This is a genomic window from Actinomadura rubrisoli (assembly GCF_004349215.1).
GTDB classification, from domain to species: Bacteria; Actinomycetota; Actinomycetes; order Streptosporangiales; family Streptosporangiaceae; genus Spirillospora; species Spirillospora rubrisoli.
This window is the reverse complement of record NZ_SMKU01000171.1, coordinates 1-19,598: the sequence shown is the minus strand read 5'-3', so window position 1 is coordinate 19,598 and position 19,598 is coordinate 1. Positions and strand designations below refer to the sequence as shown.

Below are 19,598 nucleotides of genomic sequence, written 5' to 3'. Positions count from 1 at the left end.
GTCGAGGCCCGGGGGGTCGTTCTCCGGGGGTTGGCGGTACCAGTCCTCGTGCGGCTCCAGTTCGGGCCGCCGGGACTGGGGGCGCCGTGCCTCGCCCCGCTTGGGCTCGTCCCGCTTGGGATCACGCCGCTTGGATCGCCGTCCGCGCTCCGTCCAGTCGGGCTGCTCGGACCACCAGGATCCTTCGGGCCACTGGGGCTCCTCGGACCAGCGTCCCTTGCGGGGCCCTGGTTCCGGGGACGGGCGCGCGGGCGCCTCCGCCCGCGGTGGAGCCTGCTCGTGGCTCCGGGACGCATGCCGGGTATCGCGTCGCGCCATGCCCTCTCCTGTGGAGGAGGTGGAGGGCTCGGCGAACGCCGGGCTGTTCCGAACCGCCAGGGCGCTCGGCCCGGCGGCGTTCCGCTGAGACATTCGGGTTCGCGGCGCCGGGAGCCCGCTCCGCTCCCACCGCGTTCCCGCGGGCTCTTGGCGAGCCCGCTCAATCAACCCCGGAGCATACGCCCCACGGGCCACTCAGATGAGAGTTAGTGCCAAAAAATCGTTTCATTAAGCGACCGTCGCCCTACGGTCTCCGTGCTGTACGCGCGAACGCCCTGGCGCGTTCACGCATCCGCGCGATCGGTTCCGGAGTCCGCCCGCGCGTCAGCGGGAGGCGGCGCGCAGGAACCTGGCAGCCAGGGGCGCGGCGACCTTCGGGCCCGATCCGCCGGCCGAGACGAAGACCGAGAAGGCCAGGTCGCCGCGGTAGCCGATGAACCAGGCGTGCGAGCCCTCGCCGAACTCGGCGGTGCCCGTCTTGCCCGCCGTGCCGTCCGGCAGCCCGGCCCGTGCCGCCGTGCCGCCCGTGACCACCGCGCGCATCATCGTGCGGAGGTCGCCGACGCCGGGGATCGGACGGGGTTCCGGCGTCCGCCCACCGCCCTCGCGGATCAGCTTCGGCTCCAGCAGGCGCGGCGACCGCCACGAGCCGTCCGCCACCGCCGCCGCGATGGACGCCATCAGCAGCGGGCTCGCCTCGACCCGCCCCTGCCCGATCGCCGCCTCCGCCAGCGCCGCGCCGCTGCCCGGGTCGGGGAAGCTCCCGGCCCTCGCCTGGACTCCGGGCGTGAGCCGCTCGCCGAACCCGAAGGCCCGGGCGCTCGCGGCCAGCTTCTTCGCGCCGAGCTCCTCGACCGCCAGGCGCGCGAACGTGGTGTTGCAGGACTGCGCGAACGCGTTCCGCAGCGCGGTCCTTCCGAGCGCGTGGTTCTCGTCGTTGTGGATGGTGCGCTGCGCGGTGACGACGACCGCCGGGCAGTCGGTGGTGGAGCCCTCCCCCATCCCACCGGCCAGCAGCGCCCCGGCGGTCACCACCTTGAACGTCGAGCCCGGCGGGTAGCCGCTGACGAACGCGCCGAGCCCGCCGAGGCCGTCCGCGACCGCGAGGATCTCGCCGGTGGACGGGCGGACCGCGACGATCGCCGCCTCCTGGGAGCCGACGGCGCGTTCGGCCGCCGCCTGGACGCGCGGGTCCAGGGTCGTCCGGACCTTCTTGCCGGTCTTGACGTCGAACAGCTTCAACCGCTGCGGGGGCCCGCCGTTGTCGCGCAGCTCGATGGCCCATCCCGTGTCGTCCTCGCCCTCCATCCGGTCGGTGAGCCCGGCGAGGTAGGGCTCCAGCGGGCCGTCCTCGGGCAGGGCCTTGCCGTCCCGGGCGACCAGCGTGAGGGCGGGGACGGTCACCTCCCGCCACGTCCACGTCCCCTTGCCCTTCAGCCCGGGGTAGAGGGTGGCGGGCGACCACAGGACGCGCCACCGTCCGCCCACCCGGCCGAGCCGCAGCACCGCCTGGAACGACCAGGTCCCGCGTCCGAGCATGTCCCGCGTGACCGTGAAGCCGGCCTGCGCCGTGTCGGGCCCGGATCGCGCCACGGGCCGCGGCTTCAGCTCGATCGCGCTGACCTCCAGCCCGCGCGACAGCGCCCGGTGCTGGTCGGCGAAGTCCTCGGGCGGACGGGCGACGAGCCGCCGCATCTTGTCCAGCGATCCGTCGTTCCAGGCGGCGAAGTAGTCGGCCGCCACCTCTTCCGGACTCTTGTCGGCCGGCCCCGGGAGCAGCCACGCGGCCCCCACTCCGGTGGCAAGGACCGCTGCCACCAGAACCGCCAGAACCGCGACGCCCCGCGAACGCATGCGACTCTCCTCCAGCCACCCCCCGACCGGAGATCGATCATCCCAGCGCAGGACGCCCCTGCCCATACTCCCTAAGGCCGACATTCACCGCGGAATCAGGAGATGACTTAGCGTTGACTGATCGGCCCCTTAAGTCCGGTTTAACGGGGGTGCCGGGTGGTGTTCCGGGGCTTAGCTTCAGGGGTGTCGGCGAACCTATGACGGCAGGAGGAGTCCCGCGATGACGATCATTCCGGCGGGACGGCCCACCCCCTGCCCCGTCGCCGCGCCCCGGCCGCATCGCGGCCGGGACTCCTGCCGGGGCCGTGCCCCGCGCTCCCGTCCACGCGACATCCGATCCGGCTCCGCCGGACCGGCCGCCACGGCGCGCCCTTCTCCAGGTTCTCTCCCTTCGGGGGCGCCGGGCCGGTCAGCACCGGATCTTCTCCCCCCTCGGCAGGGGCAGCGCGTGGAACTGGTCTCCGGGAGCGGGGCGCGGCCCCGATCGGCCCGCCGGTCCTGAGACGGGGTTCCCGCCCACGGCGCGGGGGCGGGGTCCTCGTCTCGGGGCCGGCGTGGGCCGGTCGCCGCCGCGGGACGGGCGGTCAGCGCGTCCAGGGCAGGCGGAGGCCCTCCAGTTGCGGGTCGTCCAGCACCGCCTCGATGAGCGAGGTGGGGCCGACGACCTTCGTTCCCCACAAGTCCCAGTCGCAGTAGACGACCCAGGAGCGGTCGGCCGCCCACAGGTCGGACGGGCAGCTGACCATCTCCGGGTGGTCGTAGAGCCGGGCCGCGTCGCCCAGCCGTCCCGCGAGGACCGTCTCGTTGTCCCAGTCGGCGGTGACGAGCGGGCAGTAGTACGCCAGGCAGCGCGTGTCGACGCCGGTGGGGCTGTGCCGCAGCAGCACGCCGATCAGCCGGTGCCAGCTCTCCCGGTCCAGGCAGCCCTCGGCGGGCGGCTGGATGGCGGCCGACCAGCTTCCGGCGGGGTGCCCCTGCCGCAGGCACCGGTTGCCGGGCATCTCCCCCTCCGGGACGACCGGCTCCCCGAACCCGCGGGCGAGCTCCTCCCAGCGCAGCCGCCGCCACCCCGCCCCGGGGTCGCCGCTGCGGCCGAGCTCGGTGCCGGTGACGATCGCGCCCTCCAGCAGGTCGCCCACGTCACCGGGGAACTCCCCCGCCGGGTCGGCCGGCTCGGTGAGCCCGGCGGCCGCGACCGACTGGTGGACGTCGTCGTGCGTCGTGGTGACCAGGCCCTCCTCCCACGCGTACATGGCGTGCAGGAGCCAGACGGAGTCCGGGCCGCGCGGCGGCTCGAATCCCGAGTAGCAGTGGTCGGGATCGAGCTCGTGCAGCCATCGCGCGGCCTCCCCCGGAGCCCGGGCCCATGCGTCCTCGATGTCCGCGTTCTCCATATCGGCATCCTGTCACCCTTGGTACCGGCCGCGGTACGCGGCATGACCTCAGGATTCCCTGAGATGGCCCCGGCGCCACATCTCAGCCGCCGAGCAGCGCGCCGAGCCTTGCCGCCTGGAGCGCCCAGCGCCATTCCCGCTCGACCCAGCCCCGGCCCGCCTCGCCCATCTTGCGGGCCCGCCCGGGGTCGGTGAGCAGGCCGGTGAGCGCGTCGGCGACGCGGGCGACCGAGCGCCCCGGGACCACCGTCCCCGTCTCGCCGGGCAGGACGGCGTCGGGCGCGCCGCCGGAGTCGCCCGCGACCACGGGCAGTCCCGTCGCCGAAGCCTCCAGGTAGACGATGCCGAGGCCCTCCACGTCCAGGCCGCGGCGCCGCGTCCGGCACGGCATCGCGAAGACGTCGCCCGCGTCGTAGTGGGCGGGCAGCTCCTCCCACGGCACGCTCCCGGTGAGGACGACGGAGCGGCCGACGCCGAGGGACGCCGCGAGCCTTTCCAGGTCCGCGCGGTACGGGCCGCCGCCGACCAGCAGCAGCGCCGCGTCCGGGACGGCCCTCAGGACGCGGGGCCAGGCGTGGATCAGGGCGTCCTGGCCCTTGCGCGGCACCAGCCGGGACACGCAGACCACCACGGGACGGTCCGCCAGGCCGTGCCGGGCGCGGATCGCGTCGCCCCCCGCGCCGGGACGGAACGTCCGCTCGTCCACGCCGGGGGCGAGCCGCGCCATGCGGGCGGCCGCCGCGGGCGACAGGGCCCGCGCCATCCGGGACCGCGTGTACTCCCCCAGGTAGGTGAGCACGTCCACGCCGTCCCCGATGCGGCCGAGGACGCCCCGCGCGACCGGCAGCGACGCCCAGCCCGCCTCGTGCCCGTGCGTGATCCCGACCAGCCGCTCGGCGCCGCGCCTCCGCAGCGCGGGGGCCAGCAGGCCGAGCGGGGCCGCCGCGCCGAACACGACCGAGTCGCAGCCCTCCGCGCGCAGGACGTCCCCGGCCCGGCGCAGCACGCCCGGCTCCGGCAGCATCAGCGAGCCCGGATGCCGGACGACCGGGAACGGCTGCCGCGCGTCGAACGCGGCGGCGCCCTTCCAGGCCGGGGCGTACACCACCACCGAGCCGGGCGGCCGCCGCGCCACCAGGCCGTGCACGAACGTCTGGATGCCGCCGGGACGGGGCGGGAAGTCGTTGGTGACGACGAGGGTCTTGGTCATCTTCCGCCCCAGCATAGAAGAGGGCCCGCCGCCGGTGTTCCGGTGGCGGGCCCTCCCAGGTGCGGTGGAGCGGCGCGGCGGCTCAGTGGCTGAGCTGCTCGGGCTCCTTGCCGCCCTCGATCTCGCCCTGCTCCCCGTGGCCGTGCCCGTGCTCCTCGACGGGGATGTCGTCGAAGGTCCAGGCGCGGTTGAGGCGCGAGCGCAGATGCCCGAGCGGGCCCTTGGTGTCGGGCGCGGGGATGCCGTTGGCGTCCCGCGCGGGGGCCTCCGGACGGGCGTTCTCCTTGGACAGGATGATCGCCCGCTTCTCCTCGCGCGCCGGCTCGTGCCGCTCGGAGTACTTGCCGTCCGGCGACATCATGATGATGCCGCTCTCCTCGCCGTGCCCGATGATGCCCGCGTCCTTGCGCTGGAGGCCCAGGCAGATCCGCTTGGTGATGACGAACGCCAGGTACGGCCCGATGAAGACCGCGAACCGGAAGAACCACGTCGTGGCGAACAGCGACACGTGGAACCTCTCGGCGACGACGTCGTTCGCGCCGGCGATCCAGAGCAGCCCGTAGAACGTCACCGCGGCCATGCCCGTCGCCGTGCGGACCGGGGCGTTGCGGGGCCGCGTGTTGACGTGGTGCTGCCGCTTGTCGCCGGTCACCCACGCCTCGACGAACGGCCATACGGCCGCGCCGGTGAAGATGATGCCGAGCGGCCCGAGCGCCGGGATCAGCACGTTGAAGCTGACCGTGTGGCCCCAGGCGGAGATCTCCCAGTTCGGCATGATGCGCAGCGCGCCTTCGAGGACGCCCATGTACCAGTCCGGCTGGGAGCCCGAGGAGATCGCGCCCGGATCGTACGGGCCGAACAGCCAGATCGGGTTGATCTGGACGAACGCCCCCATCAGCGCCAGCACCCCGAAGGTGAACAGGAAGTAGGCGCCCGTCTTGGCCATGAAGACCGGGTAGAACGGGTAGCCGTACACCTGCTGCTCGGTCTGGTTCTTGACCGGCATCGCGGTGTGCTTCTGATGCCACATGATCATCATGTGCGCGGTGATCATGCCGAGGATCAGGCCCGGGATCAGCAGGATGTGCAGCATGTACAGCCGCGGGATGATGTCCGTGCCGGGGAACTCGCCGCCGAACAGGAACATGTAGACGTAGGTGCCGACCAGCGGGACCGACTCCGCCACGCCCTGGGTGATCCGCAGCCCGGTGCCCGACAGCAGGTCGTCGGGCAGCGAGTACCCGAACAGGCCCTCCAGCATGCCGAGCGTGAACATCCCGATGCCGATGAGCCAGTTCAGCTCGCGCGGCTTGCGGTAGGCGCCGGTGAAGAACACCCGCAGCATGTGCGCCAGGATCGACGCCATGAACAGGATGGCCGCCCAGTGGTGGATCTGCCGCATGAGCAGCCCGCCGCGGACGTCGAACGTGATGTGCAGCGTCGAGGCGTAGGCCTCGGACATCTTCACGCCGTTCAGCTTCGTGTACGAGCCGTCGTACACGACCTCGGTCATGCTGGGGTTGAACCAGAGCGTCAGGAACGTCCCGGTCAGCAGCAGGATGATGAAGGAGTACAGGGCGATCTCGCCCAGCATGAACGACCAGTGGTCGGGGAAGACCTTCTTGACGTTGCGCTTCAGGAAGGTGGTCGAGCCGAGCCGCTCGTCGAGGAACCCGAGCGTGCCCTCGACCGCCTTCGGGGCTGTCGCCTCGCTCATCCGCGCTCCCAGAAGCTCGGGCCGATCGGCTCGTGGTAGTCGCTGGTCGCGACCAGGTAACCGTCCTCCTCCGCCAGCGGAAGCTGCGGCAGCGGACGCGCCGCGGGGCCGAAGACCACCTTCGCCGCGTCGGTGGCGTCGAAGGTGGACTGGTGGCACGGGCACAGGATGTGGTGCGTGGTCTGCTCGTACAGGGCCGCCGGGCAGCCGACGTGCGTGCAGATCTTGGAGTACGCCACGATCCCGTTGACGTGCCAGTTCTCCCGGCCCTTGGCCGGCTTGAACTGGTCCCTCGGGATGTTGATGAGGATGGTGACCGCCTTGGCGGTCTGCGTGAGGACCTGGTCCTCGCGCACGTGCTCCTCGATGCCCTCGGGCAGGACGGTGATCATCCCGCCGGGCGAGGAGAAGTCGCTGACCTTGAGCGGCCTGTTGGTGCCGTCCACCACCAGGCGGACGCCCTTCTTGCCCTCGGCCTGCGCCTTCTTGACGGCCTCGGCCCAGAAGGTGTGGCGGAGCCGCTTCTCCGGCAGCGGGCCGAGGTCGCGCAGCAGCACCAGCGGGGCCAGGCCGAGCGGCGCGGCGGCCAGCAGCAGCGTGCGGCGCAGCAGCGGCCGCTTGGTGATGCCGCTGTCCTCGGCGCCCTCCAGGAAGTCCTTGGTGAACGCCTCCCGGGTCTGCTGGTCGGCGGCGAACTCGTGCCGCTCCTGGACGATCGGCTTGCTGGTCATCAGCCGGCGCACCCAGATGGTGACGCCGATGGCCAGGGCCAGGAACGACAGCGCCATCATGCCGCCGAGCCAGAAGTTGGACTCCCGGGCCCGCGTGACGCCGTGCATGCCGCCGTCGCGGCCGCTCCAGCCGATGTAGTAGGCGATGAACGCCACGCTGCCGGCGAAGGCGAGCAGGAAGAACGCAGCGACGATCCGCTCGGCCCGCTTGGCCGACGCCTCGTCCAGCTGCTCTCCCGCGCCCGCCGGGGCCGAGATGTCGTCCTCGGCGAGCAGCGCCCTGTCCCTCGCCGGCGACGGCGTGCCGATCACGCGCCCGCGCGCGCCGCCGTCCTCGCGGGGCTCCTTGGAGCCCGCGGTGTCCTTGTTGTCGTCGCTCATGGGTTCTTCAGCTTCTTCGGCTTCTTCGCGGTGATCCACATGGCCGCCAGCACCAGCAGGCCGATCCCGATCAGCCAGCCGGCCAGGCCCTCGGAGACCGGGCCGATGCGGCCGAGGCCGTTGCCGCCCGGGTTGGGCTCCTCGCGGGTCTGGACGAGGTAGGCGATGATCGCCTGCTTGTCCTTGGGCGTGAGGGTGGTGTCGTTGAACACCGGCATCGCCTGCGGGCCGGTCAGCATGGCCTCGTAGATCTGCGTCGGCGTCACGTCGTCCTCGGCCAGCGTCGGGGCGAACTTGCCCTGCGTCAGGGCGCCGCCCTGGCCGGTGAAGTTGTGGCACTGCGCGCAGTTGGTGCGAAACAGCTTCCCGCCGAGCGCGACGTCGCCCTTGGACGGGTCGGTCGCCGAGGCCGGGGGGATGTCCGGCCCGTCGCCGAGCGAGGCGATGTAGGCGCGCAGGTCGGCCAGGTTCTTCTCCGCCTGGGCCTTCTGCTTCTCCGCCGCCTCCCGCTTCTCGTGCTCCTCGTAGTCGGTCTTGATCGAGGTGTTGAAGTCGGGGACCGGCTCCTTGCGCGGCATCTGCGCGCCAGGGTTCATCGCGGGCATGCGGCCCGTGCTGACCTGGAAGTCGACGGATGCGGCGCCCACCCCGATGAGGCTGGGTGCGATCGGCTTGCCCTTGGCGTCCTTCGTGCCCTCGGCGTTCAGCCCGTGGCAGCTGGCGCAGTTCTTGTTGAACAGCTGCTTGCCGTTCGCCAGGTCCTGCGCGGCCTGGGCCGTGTTCTGCGCCTCGGCGCGTTCAGTCCGCGGCGAGAAGCCGGCGTAGATGACGCCGATCGCCGCCAGGGCCGCCAGCACGACGGCGTAGCCCGCCCAGGGGCGCCGTCGCCATGCGGTGAACCTTTTCACGGATATCCCCGTTCGGGTCTTGTCGTCTGGTAGGTCAGCGGGTCACAGGTCCAACGGGTCACAGGTCCAGCAGGTAGATGGTCGCGAACAGGCCGATCCACACCACGTCGACGAAGTGCCAGTAGTAGGACACGACGATCGCGCTGGTCGCCTGCTCGTGCGTCCATCTCTTCGCCGCGTACGTGCGCCCGAGGACGAAGAGGAACGCGATGAGGCCGCCGGTGACGTGCAGACCGTGGAAGCCGGTGGTCAGGTAGAAGACCGAGCCGTAGGCCGAGGACGAGAGCGTGAGCCCGTCCTTCGTGACGAGGTTGTAATACTCGAAGGCCTGCCCGGCCACGAAGTAGGTGCCCATGAGAAGGGACAGCACGTACCACTCGCGCAGCCCCCACCGCCGGAAGTCGAGCAGGCCGCCGTCTCGGCCCACCTTGCCCGCCTCGGCCCTGAACACGCCCATCTGGCAGGTCACCGAGGACAGCACCAGAACGGTCGTGTTGATGGCCGACAGCGGCAGGTCCAGCTCGGCTCCCGGCCATGCGCCGTGCCCGTGCTGGCCGATCGTCACAGAGCGGATCGTGAAGAACATCGCGAACAGCGCCGCGAAGAACATCAGCTCGGACGACAGCCAAACGATCGTCCCCACGCTGACCAGATTGGGACGGTTCGCCCGAGCGTGCGGTGTTGTCTCTATCGCGGATGCTGTTGCCACGGGCAGCATTATTGCGTCCCTATCCCGTGAGTGACGCATGACCCCCCTTCTAGAGTTCCCGAGCGTGTCTCCCAGCCCTGGGGAACCGGGCCGGGATCCCCGCCGGGATCCTGGCCGGGATCTCGTGCGCGCGGACCCGACCGGGTAACCTTCACTGCCATGAGCACCGCCCCGGAGAGCCCGATGAAGGTTCTCGTCTACAGCGACGACGCGAACACCCGCGCCCAGATCCGGCTGGCGGTCGGGCGCCGTCCCGCCGCCGACCTCCCGCAGGTGGAGTTCGTCGAGCGCGCGACGCAGCCCGCCGTGGTGGAGCGGCTCGACGAGGGCGGCATCGACGTCATGATCGTCGACGCCGAGGCCCAGCCCGCGGGCGGGCTGGGCGTGTGCCGGCAGGCCAAGGACGAGGTCTACGACTGCCCGCCGGTGCTCGCCGTCATCGCCCGCCGCGACGACGGCTGGCTGGCGACCTGGTCGCGCGCCGACGCCGTGGTGAGCCTCCCGCTCGACCCCATGGCGCTGGCCAACGCCCTCGCCGGGCTCATGCGCCGGCGCGTCCAGAACCGCCTTCCGGCCCTGTAGGGCCGGGATGGACACGCGCACCTCCTGGCCCGCCCTGCTGAACGCCCTGCTGGACGGCGACTCGCTCACCAGCGAAGAGACGTCCTGGGCCATGAACCGCATCATGTCCGGCGAGGCCACCGACGTGCAGATCGCGGGCTTCGCCATCGCGATGCGCGCCAAGGGCGAGACGGTCGAGGAGGTCTCGGGCCTCGCCGAGGGCATGATGGACAACGCCACCCCGATCACGGTGCCGGGCCGCATCGCCGACCTGGTCGGGACGGGCGGCGACCGGGCCCACACCGTCAACATCTCCACGATGGCCGCCGTGGTCGCCGCCGCGTCGGGCGTGCGGGTCGTCAAGCACGGCAACCGGGCCGCGTCGTCGTCCTGCGGCGCCGCCGACCTGCTGGAGCACCTCGGCGTCGCCATCGACCTGCCGCCGGACGCCACCGCGCGGGTCGCCGAGGAGACCGGCATCACCTTCTGCTTCGCGCCGCTGTTCCACCCGGCGCTGCGGCACGCCTCCAAGGCGCGCGGCGAACTCGGCACCCCGACGGTGTTCAACTTCCTCGGCCCGCTGACGAACCCGGCGCGGCCCGCGTCGCAGGCGGTCGGCGTGTTCCATCCGCGGATGGCGGGCGTCATCGCGGGCGTGTTCGCCGCGCGGGGCTGCTCGTCCCTGGTGTTCCGCGGCGACGACGGGCTGGACGAGCTGACCACCACCGGCACCTCGACGGTGTGGATCGTCCGCGAGGGCACCGCGACGGAGACGACGTTCGACCCGTCCGCCCTCGGCATCCCGCCGGCCAAGCCGGAGGACCTGCGCGGCGCCGACGCCGCCTTCAACGCCCGGGTGGCCCACGAGGTGTTCGACGGCCGGCCGGGGCCCGTCCGCGACATGGTCCTGCTGAACGCCGCCGCGCTCATCACCGCCTACGAGGGCGCGCCGCCCGCCGGCGCGCTCACGCCGACGCTGGGCGCCGCGTTCGAGCGGGCGGCGGCCGCGGTCGACTCCGGCGCCACGAGCGCGCTCCTGGAGCGCTGGATCGCCGCGTCCCAGCGCCTGCGGCCCTGACCCGGACGGGCACGCCTAGGGGACGGTGCGGGCCCCGGCCGACAGCCGCTGGGCGATCCAGATCGGGACCACCGACAGGACGATCAGCACGGCGGCCAGCACGTTGACGACCGGCGCCTGGTTCGGTCTGAACAGGTTGCCGAAGATCCAGATCGGCAGGGTCTCGGCGCCCGGGCCCGCCGTGAACGTGGTCACGATGATCTCGTCGAACGACAGCGCGAACGACAGCAGCGCCCCGGCGAGCATCGCCGAGCGCAGCCCGGGGAGCGTCACGTACCAGAACGTCTGGAAGGTGTCCGCGCCGAGGTCGGCGGACGCCTCCTCCAGGCTGGTGCCCGTCCGGCGCAGCCGGGCCAGCACGTTGTTGTAGATGGTGACGACGCAGAACGTGGCGTGCCCGACGATGACGGTGAACAGTCCGAGGCCGATCCCGAGCGGCTTCAGGACGACCTGGAAGGCGTTGCTCAGCGCGATGCCGGTGACGATGCCGGGCAGCGCGATCGGCAGCACCACCACCAGCGACACGGCCTCCCGTCCGAAGAAGCGGTGGCGGGCGACGGCGAACGCCGCCATCGTGCCGAGGACGAGCGCCGCGGCCGTCGCGCCGAGCCCGGCCTTGACACTGGTCAGGACGGCCCGCCGCGCGCCCTCGTTGTCCAGCGCCTGCGACCACCAGCGGCCCGTGAACCCCGATGGCGGCCAGCCGAACGCCTTGTCGGCGTTGACGGAGTTGACCAGCACGACCAGCAGCGGCACGTAGACGACCGCGAGGCCGAGGGCCATGACGATGCGCAGCGCGATCCGCGCGGCGGGCGAGAGGGTCATCACAGCTCCCTGAGGGCGCCGGTCCGGCGCGCCGCGGCGAGGTAGCCGAGCATCACGACCACCGGGACGGTCGCGACGGCGGCGGCGAACGGCAGGTTGTTGGCGGCGCCGACGTTGTCGTAGACGACGTTGCCGAGCAGCTGCCCCCGCCCCCCGACGATCTTGACGGTGATGTAGTCGCCCAGCGACAGCGAGAAGGTGAAGATCGACCCGGCCACCAGGGACGGGAAGACCATCGGCAGCACGACGGAGCGGAACGCGCGCAGCGGCCCGGCGCCGAGGTCGCCCGCCGCGTCCAGCAGCGAGTCGGGCAGCCGCTCCAGGCCCGTGTAGAGCGGCAGGATCATGTAGGGCAGCCAGAGGTAGGCCAGGACGATCACGGTCGCCGTGAGGCCGTATCCGGGGCCCGACAGGCCGAACGGCCGCAGCGTCTGGTCGATCAGCCCGCCCTCCGCGAGCATCACCCGCCAGGCGTAGGCCTTGACGAGGTAGGCGGCCCACAGCGGCGCCAGGATCGCGATCACCAGGTACGGGCGGTGCCGGGGCCGGGCCACCTTGGCCATGTAGAGGGCCATCGGCAGGCCGATGGCCATGTCGATCGCGGTGACGGCCGCGGCGACGCCGAGGCTGCGCAGCGCGATCGTCCGGTAGACCGGCTCGTCCCGCAGGGCCTGGAAGTTCGCCAGGGTGAACCGCCGCACCACCTCGCCGGTGAAGGTGTCGGTCGTCCAGAACGCCGTCACGAAGATCGCGGCGAGCGCGCCCAGGTAGGCGACGACCAGCCAGGCGAGCGGCGCCGACAGCAGCAGCGACAGGCGCAGCCACGGCCGGCGGTGCAGCAGGGCGGCCGCCCCCGCCGGAGGTCATCCCTTGATCGTCGTCCACGCCTGGGTCCACTTGGAGTAGTCGACGCACTTGACGTCCTTGCGGCCGTCGAGGCACTGCGCGATCGGGGTCGTCCAGAAGCGCACCTTGGAGAAGTACGTCTCGTCGGTGGCGTGGAAGGTGTCGCAGAACGTCTTGTCCGCGGTCATCCCGCAGGCCTTGGCGTTGGAGGGCGCCTCACCGAACCACTCGGCGACCTGCGCGTTGGCCTTCGGCGAGACGATCCAGTCCATCCACTTGTAGGCGCAGTTCGGGTGCTTGGACTTGGCCGCGACCATCCAGGTGTCCGACCAGCCCGTCGAGCCCTCCTTGGGCAGCGCCACCTGCACCGGCGCCTTCTCCGCCTTGGCGAGGTTCGCGATGACCTGCCACGTCGTCCCGAGGACGGAGTCGCCGCTCTTGAACGCCTGGACCTCCTTGGTGTAGTCCGACCAGTACTCCCCGACGAGCCCGCGCTGCGCCTTCAGCAGCGCCACGGCGGCGTCGAACTGCTTCTGGTCGAGCGCGTACGGGTTCTTGATCCCCAGCTCGGGACGGGACGACATCAGGTAGAGCGCGGCGTCCGCGATGTAGATCGGCGAGTCATAGGCCGTGATCTTGCCCTTGTAGGGCGAGTTCGCGTCGAACACCGCGCCCCACGAGTCGGGGGCGGTCTTGACCTTGTCCGTCCGCCACATGAGCAGGTTGGCGCCGCGGCCGTGCGGGACGCCGTAGGCGACGCCGTTCACCGAGTTCCACGGCTTGAGCTTGAGCCCCGGGAACACGTCGGCGTAGTTCGGCACGAGCGCGGTGTTGACCGGCGCGACGGTACCGGACGCGATGAGCCGCAGCGAGGCGTCCCCGGAGGCCGAGACCGCGTCGTACTCGCCGGTCCGCATCAGGGTGACCATCTCGTCGGACGTCCCGGCGACCTTGGTGCTGACCTTGCAGCCGGTCCGCTTCTCGAACGGGTGGACCCAGTCGGCCTTCTTGTCGTTGGAGCCGTCCTCGGCGTACCCGGCCCAGGCGACCAGGTTCACCCGGCCCTCGCCGGCGCCCAGCGACTGCCGAGCCGCAATCTTGGGGACCGTGAAGCCGCCCTGCCCGGCCGCGGTCGCCTTGCCGGCCGAATCGTCGCCGCCGCAGGCGGCGGCCAGTCCGATCGCGAGCGTCGCCGTGGCGGCGAGCGCCGTGCGCGTGGACCACATGGGGAACTCCTTATTTCGGGGGAAGGGGGAAAGCGCCGGGGACGCGGAACTCGTGCGCCGCGTGCCAGCTGATCCGGACGCGCGCGCCGCGGTGGCGCATCACGTCCATGGAGGAGGTCCTGAGGTTCTGCTGGAGCGCCACGACCCGGTCGCCCGAGTCCAGGTCGACCACGAACCGCGTCGCGGCGCCCGCGTAGACGACCTCGGCGACCGTGCCGAGCGCGTGCCGGTCCCCCGAACCGGCACCGCCCGCCGCCTCCGGCCCGGCGGCCGCCCCGCCGGGCCCGGCGCCGCCCGCGCCGGTGCCGCCCTCGTCCGTGCCGCCCGCGTCGATGCCGCCCGCGTCCGTGTCGACGTGGAGCTTCTCCGGCCGGACGCAGACGTCCCCGATGCGGTTGGACGTGCCCACGAAGCCGGCCACGAACGCCGTCGCGGGCCGCTCGTACACCTCGGCGGGCGTGCCGACCTGCTCGATCCGCCCGCGGTCGAGGACGGCCACCCGGTCGCTGAGCGTCAGCGCCTCCTCCTGGTCGTGGGTGACGAACACGAACGTGATGCCCGCCCGCCGCTGGAGGGCCTTCAGCTCGACCTGCATCTCCTCGCGCAGCTTCAGGTCGAGCGCGCCGAGCGGTTCGTCCAGCAGCAGGACCCTCGGCTCGTTCACCAGCGCGCGGGCCAGCGCGACCCGCTGCCGCTGGCCGCCCGACAGCTCCTGCGGACGGCGCGCCGCCATGCCGTCCAGCCGCACGCCGCGCAGCGCCTCCAGCGCCCGCTCGCGGCGCTCGGCCCGCGGCACCCGCCGCACCTTCAGCCCGTACTCGACGTTGCGGACCACGTCCAGGTGCGGGAACAGCGCGTAGTCCTGGAAGACGGTGTTGACGTCGCGGTCGAACGGGGCGAGCGCCGTGACGTCCCGCCCGCCGAGCTCGACCGTCCCGGCGGTGGGACGCTCGAACCCCGCGATGATCCGCAGCACGGTCGTCTTGCCGGAGCCGGACGGGCCGAGCATCGAGAAGAACTCGCCGTCCCCGATGTCGAGGTCGACGCCCGCCACCGCCTCGACGGAGCCGAAGGTCTTGCGCAGGGAGCGGATCCGCACCGCTGAAGCCGGCATGGCCGAAAACATATGGAGTCATAAGTTTAGATTCAAGTGACCTTCCGGTATCACTGTGTCAACGATGGGAAGGGGGTCCATGGACAGCGCGCGCCTCGCCGTGTTCGCCCCGGTCGACAACACCGCGCGGGTGCACGCCGTCGTCCGCCGCCTCAGCGACGCGATCGCGCTCGGGCTCCTCGCCGACGGGGAGCAGCTGCCCAGCGAGACCGAGCTGGCCGGCCGTCTCGGCGTCTCGACCGTGACCCTGCGCGAGGCGCTGATGGCGCTGCGCCGGCGGGGCCTCATCGAGACCCGCCGGGGCCGGGGCGGCGGCAGCTTCGTCCGCACCCCCGCCCACCCGTTCGACCTCGACGAGCGGCTGCGCCCGCTCGCCGCCGAGGAGCTGCGCGACCTCGGCGACCACTACGCGGCCATCGCCGGCGCGGGGGCGCGCCTGGCCGCGCTGCGGTCGCTGCCCGGCGACGTGGAACGGCTCCGGCGCTCGCTGGCGGAGATGTCCGCCGCGTCCGGCGCCCAGCTGTGCCGGCTGGACGGCCGGCTCCACCTGGAGGTGGCCGCCGCGTCCCAGTCCGTGCGGCTCACCCGCGAGGAGATCCGGCTCCAGGCCGAGATCGGGCCGCTGATCTGGGCCGTCCACGACGCCCCCGGGAGCCGCGACCGCGTCCGCGCCGAGCACGCCGCGATCGTCGAGGCCGTCGCGCGCGGCGAGGGCGCCCGGGCCCGGCATGTAGCTGAAAGTCACGTCGCGAATGCGGTAGAACATCTGATTGAACGACGGCTCGCCCTCTGATCCCGAGGTGACCCAATGCTCCCCGAGCCACCGGCCGTCGGCGCGGCCGCCGCGCATGTCCGCGCGACGCTGGACGGCGTCTTCGCGACGGTCGCGCGCGTGCGCGACGCGTCGGCCCGGCGCCTCGCCGAGGTCGGCGACACCGGCCGCGACCCCGTCAGCGCCGACCTCGCCCCCCTGCGCCCGCTGCTGCTCGCCCACCTCGGCCCGCTGGTCTCCGGCCTCGGGTTCATCGCGGCGCCCGGGCTGCTCGCCGACGCCGCCTGGTACCTGGAGTGGTGGCAGACCGGGCCCACCGGCAGCCCGTCCCAGCTGCTGCGCGACCTGAACCCCGAGAGCAGCGCCCTGTACGACTACACCTGCTGGGACTGGTTCACCGGCCCCCGGTCGGGCGCCGAGAAGACCGTCTGCGGCCCGTACGTCGACTACCTCTGCAGCGACGAGTACGTCCTGACGTTATCGGCGCCGGTGCGCGTCGCGGGCGCGTTCGTCGGCGTCGCCGCGGCGGACGTGTACGCCCGCACCTTCGAGAACGAGATCGTCCCGGCCCTGCGCGAGATCCCCGCGCCCGCGTTCGTCGTCAACGCGCCCGGCCGGGTCATGGCGTCCAACACCGCGAGCTGGGCGCCCGGCGCGGCCTACCGGGGCGACCCCGGCTTCGCCGCCCGCCCCTGCGGCGACCTGTCCCTGTCCCTCGTCACAGCGGGCTAGGACGCTCCGGGCGGCGGTCAGTCGGCTTCGGGAAGCCCCAGCGCGAAGGCTGCTTCGAGGTCGTGTTGGGAGTAGGTCCGGAACGCGATGTGCGTCTCGGTGTCGACGATGCCCGGGACCTTGTTGAGCCGTCCCGGGATGACGTCGTTGAGCTCCTCGTGGCGGTGCACCCGGACCATCGCCATCAGGTCGTGCTCCCCGGTGATCGAGTAGACCTCGCTGACGCCGTCCAGGGCCGCGATCGTCTCGGCCACCTCGTGGATGCGCGCGACGTCGGCCTTGACGAACACGATCGCAGTGACCACTTCACCCTCCCCTGCGTGCGGACGGGACGACTCTACCGGGGCGCCGCCCGGGCCCCTCAGCCGCGGTTCAGGGCCGCCAGCCTGCGCGCGGGCCCGGCCCGGCGGGCCAGCAGCGCGAACAGCACCCCGGCCGCGAAGCCGTAGATGTGCGCGGTGTAGGCCACGTTGCTCTCGTCGTCGCCGAGGGACAGCCACTGCAGGACGAACCAGTAGCCGAGCACCACCCACACCGGCAGCCGGACGACGATCACCGGCGGCACATAGCTGACGATGCGGCCCCGCGGGTTGAGGATCACGTAGGCGCCCATCACCCCGGCGATGGCCCCGGACGCGCCGATGAGCGGAACCCCTGAGTCGGCCGAGGTGTAGGCGAACCCGTAGACGGCGACGAGCCCGAAGAACAGGTAGCCGAGCAGGTAGCGGAGCCGTCCGAGCCGGTCTTCCAGCCCCATCCCGACGACGAACAGCGCCACCAGGTTGCCCAGCAGGTGCAGCGCGCCCGAGTGCAGGAACATCGAGGTGAACGCCGACGTCCAGGGCGCCTTGCCGAAGCTCGCGGGCCCGCACTGGTGGACGATGTCGGACGGCAGCGGCTGCTGCTCCCCGGTGGTCAGCTCCTTCGGGACGGCGCCGTACTCGTAGGAGAAGTGCATGGCCTTGCACTCGCGGACGTCGTCGCGGCCGTACCAGGTGGCGAAGTTGGACATGGGAGTGAGCAGGAACACCACCACGTTGGCCGCCACCAGCAGGTACGTCATCCACGGGACGCGCCGGGCGGGCTGGCTGTCATAGAGGGGCAGTGCCATGCGGGAAGGTCATCTCCATACGCGGGATCTCCCGGGTCACCTTAGTGGCCGCCCGCTCCTGAGAGTGTCCGGCTCGACGCTCACGTAGGCGTTGTCGATCCACCGGCGCAGGCCCTCGGCGCCGTGGACGGGGCACGTCCACGCGCCGTCCAGCTCGACCAGGCGGACGCCGGGCAGGTCGAGCCAGCGCAGGACGCACTCCATCTCCTCGGCCGTGGCCCCGGCGGACGGCCCCGCGCCGAGGGCGACGCCGCCGGGCGCGCCTCCGGCGGGCGGGAACACCGTCTCGGCGGTCGCGGTGAGGGCGTTGACGTAGGGCCACGGGTCGGCGCGGGGAGGGATCGTTCCAGCCGCGGCGAGCCGCCCGTACCGCACGACCGACAGCTCCCAGCCGCCGTCGAAGCCCGGACGGGCGGCCACGAGCTGCGGGACCCGGGCCAGCGCCGCGAGGCGCTGCCCGCGCGCGGCGGCGCGGACGAACGCGGCCAGCCGGTCGCGCTGCGCCCCGGCCTCCTCGTAGCGCAGCTCGGAGGAGAGCCGGTCGATGCGCACCTGGGCGGCCGCCACGACGGGCCGCACGTCGCCCTCCATCACCGTCCGCGCGGTGCCGGCGTGCAGGGCGTAGGCGTCGGCGGACTCGCGGCCGTCGCACGGCGCGCCGCACCGGCCGATCTCGGCGAGGGCGCAGGTGCGGGCCCGGCCGCGCTCGATCAGCCGGGGCGTCAGCCGCTGCGTGCACTGCCGCAGCGGGACGGCCTCGTGCAGCGCGGCGCGCGCCTCCTCCGCCTGCCGCCGCGAGGAGATCGGGCCCAGGTAGCAGGCGCCGTCGTCGCGGCACTCGCGGACGATCGACAGCCGGGGGAACGGCTCCACGGTCAGCTTCAGCCAAATGGCCCGCTCGGGGAACTTCGAGCGGCGGTTGTAGCGGGGCTTGTGCTCGGCGATCAGGCGCAGCTCGCGGACCTCGGCCTCCAGGCCGGTGGCGCACACGATCGTCCGGACGCGCTCGGCCAGGCCCACCATCTCGCGGACGCGCCGGCGGGTCTCCGAGCCGGTGAAGTAGCTGCGCACGCGGGACCGCAGGTCACCGCTCTTGCCGACGTAGAGCGCCTCGCCCCCGTCGTCCTCGAACAGGTACACGCCGGGCGCGCTCGGCACGTCGTCGGCCAGGTGCCGCTTGCGGCGCTGCTCGGGGGTGGGCGCCTTGGCGAAGCCGCGCATCTCCTCCAGCGAGGTGACGCCGAACGCGCCGAGCCGCTCGATGAGGCCGTGCAGGACCTCCACGGTGGCGCGCGCGTCGGCCAGGGCGCGGTGCGTCGGCTCGGTGGCGGTGCGGAAGAACCGGGCGAGCGTGCCCAGCTTGCAGTTGGGGACCTCGTCCTTGCCGAGGACGCGGCGGGCCAGGTCGACGGTGTCGACGGTCGTGAACGCGGGCCAGGCGTAGCCGTTCGCGGCGCACGCGGCCTTGAGGAAGCCGATGTCGAACGGGGCGTTGTGCGCGACGAGCACGCAGCCGCGCGCGAACTCCAGGAACGCCGGCAGCACCGACTCGATGCGCGGCGCGGCCGTCACCATCGCCGTGGTGATGCCGGTCAGCGCGGTGATGAACGGCGGGACGGGCCCGCCCGGGTCGACCAGCGTGCCGAGCTCCCCCAGCTCCACTCCCCCGCGCACCTTCACCGCGCCGATCTCGGTGATGGCCGAGTCGGCCGCCGAGCCGCCGGTGGTCTCCAGGTCGACCACCACGAAGGTGACCTCGGACAGGGGGGTACCGAGGTCGTCCAGGGTGCCCTGGACGCCGTGCGCAGCCGTCATGCCGGGGACCGTAGAGGACGCCACTGACAGAAGCTCCGACCGCTAGGGTTGTGACCGCGCCGGCACGTCCCGTCGGGCGGGGGCCGCGGGGACGGGCCCGGGAGTGCCCGTCGCGCCGGCCGATCCCTACGTTCACGCTGGTCGTCCCGTGTCCTGTGCCGGTTAGGGTGCGTGGCGCTCGGGAAGAGACAGCCCACCGGCGGCAGAGCCCGGAAGGAGCGGGAACATCGACAGCGGCCCCGAAGCGACCTGCGGCGGCCCCGCGCACGCGGAGCGCCCCCACCATCCGGGGGAGC

The 19,598-nt window shown here is 72.6% G+C and carries 18 protein-coding genes and 1 pseudogene; 4 read left to right on the top strand and 15 right to left on the bottom strand.

Translation table 11 applies throughout. The features are described from left to right. From E1298_RS27530 to ctaE, 8 genes and pseudogenes are all read right to left on the bottom strand, one after another. Window positions 1-318: pseudogene (locus E1298_RS27530) on the bottom strand (hypothetical protein); the annotation flags it as partial. A gap of 324 nt (window positions 319-642) precedes the next feature. Next, window positions 643-2,172, bottom strand: coding sequence for a penicillin-binding transpeptidase domain-containing protein (locus E1298_RS27525; protein WP_165975684.1), 1,530 nt, complete (start codon window positions 2,170-2,172; stop codon window positions 643-645). 584 nt (window positions 2,173-2,756) lie between these two features. Further along, on the bottom strand, window positions 2,757-3,566 hold the full coding sequence (locus tag E1298_RS27520; protein ID WP_131898264.1) for a hypothetical protein: 810 nt from the start codon (window positions 3,564-3,566) through the stop codon (window positions 2,757-2,759). 82 nt (window positions 3,567-3,648) lie between these two features. Then, window positions 3,649-4,776: a glycosyltransferase family 4 protein gene (locus tag E1298_RS27515; RefSeq protein ID WP_131898262.1), complete on the bottom strand. Its 1,128-nt coding sequence runs from the start codon at window positions 4,774-4,776 to the stop codon at window positions 3,649-3,651. Window positions 4,777-4,858: 82 nt separating this feature from the next. Continuing rightward, window positions 4,859-6,493: a cytochrome bc1 complex cytochrome b subunit gene (qcrB, locus tag E1298_RS27510; RefSeq protein ID WP_131898260.1), complete on the bottom strand. Its 1,635-nt coding sequence runs from the start codon at window positions 6,491-6,493 to the stop codon at window positions 4,859-4,861. After that, entirely contained in the window at window positions 6,490-7,605 is a 1,116-nt protein-coding gene (qcrA, locus tag E1298_RS27505) for a cytochrome bc1 complex Rieske iron-sulfur subunit (protein ID WP_131898258.1), read from the bottom strand. Before qcrA ends, qcrB begins: the two co-directional genes overlap by 4 nt. After that, window positions 7,602-8,513 (bottom strand): cytochrome bc1 complex diheme cytochrome c subunit, encoded by a 912-nt coding sequence (qcrC, locus tag E1298_RS27500; protein WP_131898256.1) that lies wholly within the window; start codon window positions 8,511-8,513, stop codon window positions 7,602-7,604. The genes qcrA and qcrC overlap by 4 nt, the downstream gene beginning before the upstream one ends. Window positions 8,514-8,571: 58 nt before the next feature. Then, entirely contained in the window at window positions 8,572-9,231 is a 660-nt protein-coding gene (gene ctaE / locus E1298_RS27495) for an aa3-type cytochrome oxidase subunit III (RefSeq protein WP_131898254.1), read from the bottom strand. A 150-nt stretch (window positions 9,232-9,381) separates the two neighbouring features. On the opposite strand from ctaE, the gene E1298_RS27490 reads away from it, so the two are divergent. Continuing rightward, window positions 9,382-9,804, top strand: a complete 423-nt coding sequence (locus E1298_RS27490; RefSeq protein WP_131898252.1) for a type 2 periplasmic-binding domain-containing protein — start codon at window positions 9,382-9,384, stop codon at window positions 9,802-9,804. A gap of 7 nt (window positions 9,805-9,811) precedes the next feature. Continuing rightward, on the top strand, window positions 9,812-10,861 hold the full coding sequence (gene trpD, locus E1298_RS27485) for an anthranilate phosphoribosyltransferase (RefSeq protein WP_131898250.1): 1,050 nt from the start codon (window positions 9,812-9,814) through the stop codon (window positions 10,859-10,861). A 15-nt stretch (window positions 10,862-10,876) separates the two neighbouring features. Here trpD and E1298_RS27480 read toward each other — a convergent pair whose 3' ends face one another. The 4 genes from E1298_RS27480 to E1298_RS27465 form a co-directional block, all read right to left on the bottom strand. Further along, window positions 10,877-11,686, bottom strand: a complete 810-nt coding sequence (locus E1298_RS27480) for an ABC transporter permease (RefSeq protein WP_131898248.1) — start codon at window positions 11,684-11,686, stop codon at window positions 10,877-10,879. Next, entirely contained in the window at window positions 11,686-12,429 is a 744-nt protein-coding gene (locus tag E1298_RS27475; protein WP_243725845.1) for an ABC transporter permease, read from the bottom strand. Before E1298_RS27475 ends, E1298_RS27480 begins: the two co-directional genes overlap by 1 nt. A 120-nt stretch (window positions 12,430-12,549) precedes the next feature. Further along, window positions 12,550-13,758, bottom strand: a complete 1,209-nt coding sequence (locus E1298_RS27470) for an ABC transporter substrate-binding protein (RefSeq protein ID WP_131898244.1) — start codon at window positions 13,756-13,758, stop codon at window positions 12,550-12,552. Window positions 13,759-13,768: 10 nt separating this feature from the next. Further along, a complete protein-coding gene (locus E1298_RS27465) occupies window positions 13,769-14,872 on the bottom strand; it encodes an ABC transporter ATP-binding protein (RefSeq protein ID WP_131898242.1) in 1,104 nt (367 codons plus the stop codon). A 79-nt stretch (window positions 14,873-14,951) separates the two neighbouring features. Here E1298_RS27465 and E1298_RS27460 point away from each other — a divergent pair, with 79 nt between their 5' ends. Further along, window positions 14,952-15,665, top strand: coding sequence for a FadR/GntR family transcriptional regulator (locus E1298_RS27460; protein WP_243725844.1), 714 nt, complete (start codon window positions 14,952-14,954; stop codon window positions 15,663-15,665). A gap of 15 nt (window positions 15,666-15,680) precedes the next feature. Continuing rightward, entirely contained in the window at window positions 15,681-16,376 is a 696-nt protein-coding gene (locus tag E1298_RS27455; protein ID WP_131898238.1) for a PDC sensor domain-containing protein, read from the top strand. A 17-nt stretch (window positions 16,377-16,393) separates the two neighbouring features. Here the strand turns inward: E1298_RS27455 and E1298_RS27450 are convergent, their stop codons facing one another. Genes E1298_RS27450 through E1298_RS27440 form a run of 3 tightly spaced genes read right to left on the bottom strand, consistent with a single transcriptional unit; the run spans window position 16,394 to window position 19,302 of the window. Beyond that, on the bottom strand, window positions 16,394-16,681 hold the full coding sequence (locus E1298_RS27450; RefSeq protein ID WP_131898236.1) for an Lrp/AsnC family transcriptional regulator: 288 nt from the start codon (window positions 16,679-16,681) through the stop codon (window positions 16,394-16,396). A gap of 56 nt (window positions 16,682-16,737) precedes the next feature. Next, window positions 16,738-17,487: a rhomboid family intramembrane serine protease gene (locus E1298_RS27445; protein WP_131898234.1), complete on the bottom strand. Its 750-nt coding sequence runs from the start codon at window positions 17,485-17,487 to the stop codon at window positions 16,738-16,740. A gap of 36 nt (window positions 17,488-17,523) precedes the next feature. Then, window positions 17,524-19,302 (bottom strand): DEDD exonuclease domain-containing protein, encoded by a 1,779-nt coding sequence (locus tag E1298_RS27440; protein ID WP_131898232.1) that lies wholly within the window; start codon window positions 19,300-19,302, stop codon window positions 17,524-17,526. Window positions 19,303-19,598: the final 296 nt, after the last annotated feature.

Excerpts from the sequence above, each read along its gene's own strand:
- E1298_RS27470 (WP_131898244.1), bottom strand. The coding sequence starts at position 13,758 with ATGTGGTCCACGCGCACGGCGCTCGCCGCCACGGCGACGCTCGCGATC.
- E1298_RS27480 (WP_131898248.1), bottom strand. The coding sequence starts at position 11,686 with ATGACCCTCTCGCCCGCCGCGCGGATCGCGCTGCGCATCGTCATGGCC.
- E1298_RS27520 (WP_131898264.1), bottom strand. The coding sequence starts at position 3,566 with ATGGAGAACGCGGACATCGAGGACGCATGGGCCCGGGCTCCGGGGGAG.
- qcrB (WP_131898260.1), bottom strand. The coding sequence starts at position 6,493 with ATGAGCGAGGCGACAGCCCCGAAGGCGGTCGAGGGCACGCTCGGGTTC.
- qcrA (WP_131898258.1), bottom strand. The coding sequence starts at position 7,605 with ATGAGCGACGACAACAAGGACACCGCGGGCTCCAAGGAGCCCCGCGAG.
- E1298_RS27465 (WP_131898242.1), bottom strand. The coding sequence starts at position 14,872 with ATGCCGGCTTCAGCGGTGCGGATCCGCTCCCTGCGCAAGACCTTCGGC.
- E1298_RS27515 (WP_131898262.1), bottom strand. The coding sequence starts at position 4,776 with ATGACCAAGACCCTCGTCGTCACCAACGACTTCCCGCCCCGTCCCGGC.
- E1298_RS27445 (WP_131898234.1), bottom strand. The coding sequence starts at position 17,487 with ATGGCACTGCCCCTCTATGACAGCCAGCCCGCCCGGCGCGTCCCGTGG.
- trpD (WP_131898250.1), top strand. The coding sequence starts at position 9,812 with ATGGACACGCGCACCTCCTGGCCCGCCCTGCTGAACGCCCTGCTGGAC.
- ctaE (WP_131898254.1), bottom strand. The coding sequence starts at position 9,231 with ATGCTGCCCGTGGCAACAGCATCCGCGATAGAGACAACACCGCACGCT.
- E1298_RS27490 (WP_131898252.1), top strand. The coding sequence starts at position 9,382 with ATGAGCACCGCCCCGGAGAGCCCGATGAAGGTTCTCGTCTACAGCGAC.
- E1298_RS27440 (WP_131898232.1), bottom strand. The coding sequence starts at position 19,302 with ATGACGGCTGCGCACGGCGTCCAGGGCACCCTGGACGACCTCGGTACC.
- E1298_RS27460 (WP_243725844.1), top strand. The coding sequence starts at position 14,952 with ATGGACAGCGCGCGCCTCGCCGTGTTCGCCCCGGTCGACAACACCGCG.
- E1298_RS27525 (WP_165975684.1), bottom strand. The coding sequence starts at position 2,172 with ATGCGTTCGCGGGGCGTCGCGGTTCTGGCGGTTCTGGTGGCAGCGGTC.
- E1298_RS27455 (WP_131898238.1), top strand. The coding sequence starts at position 15,681 with ATGCTCCCCGAGCCACCGGCCGTCGGCGCGGCCGCCGCGCATGTCCGC.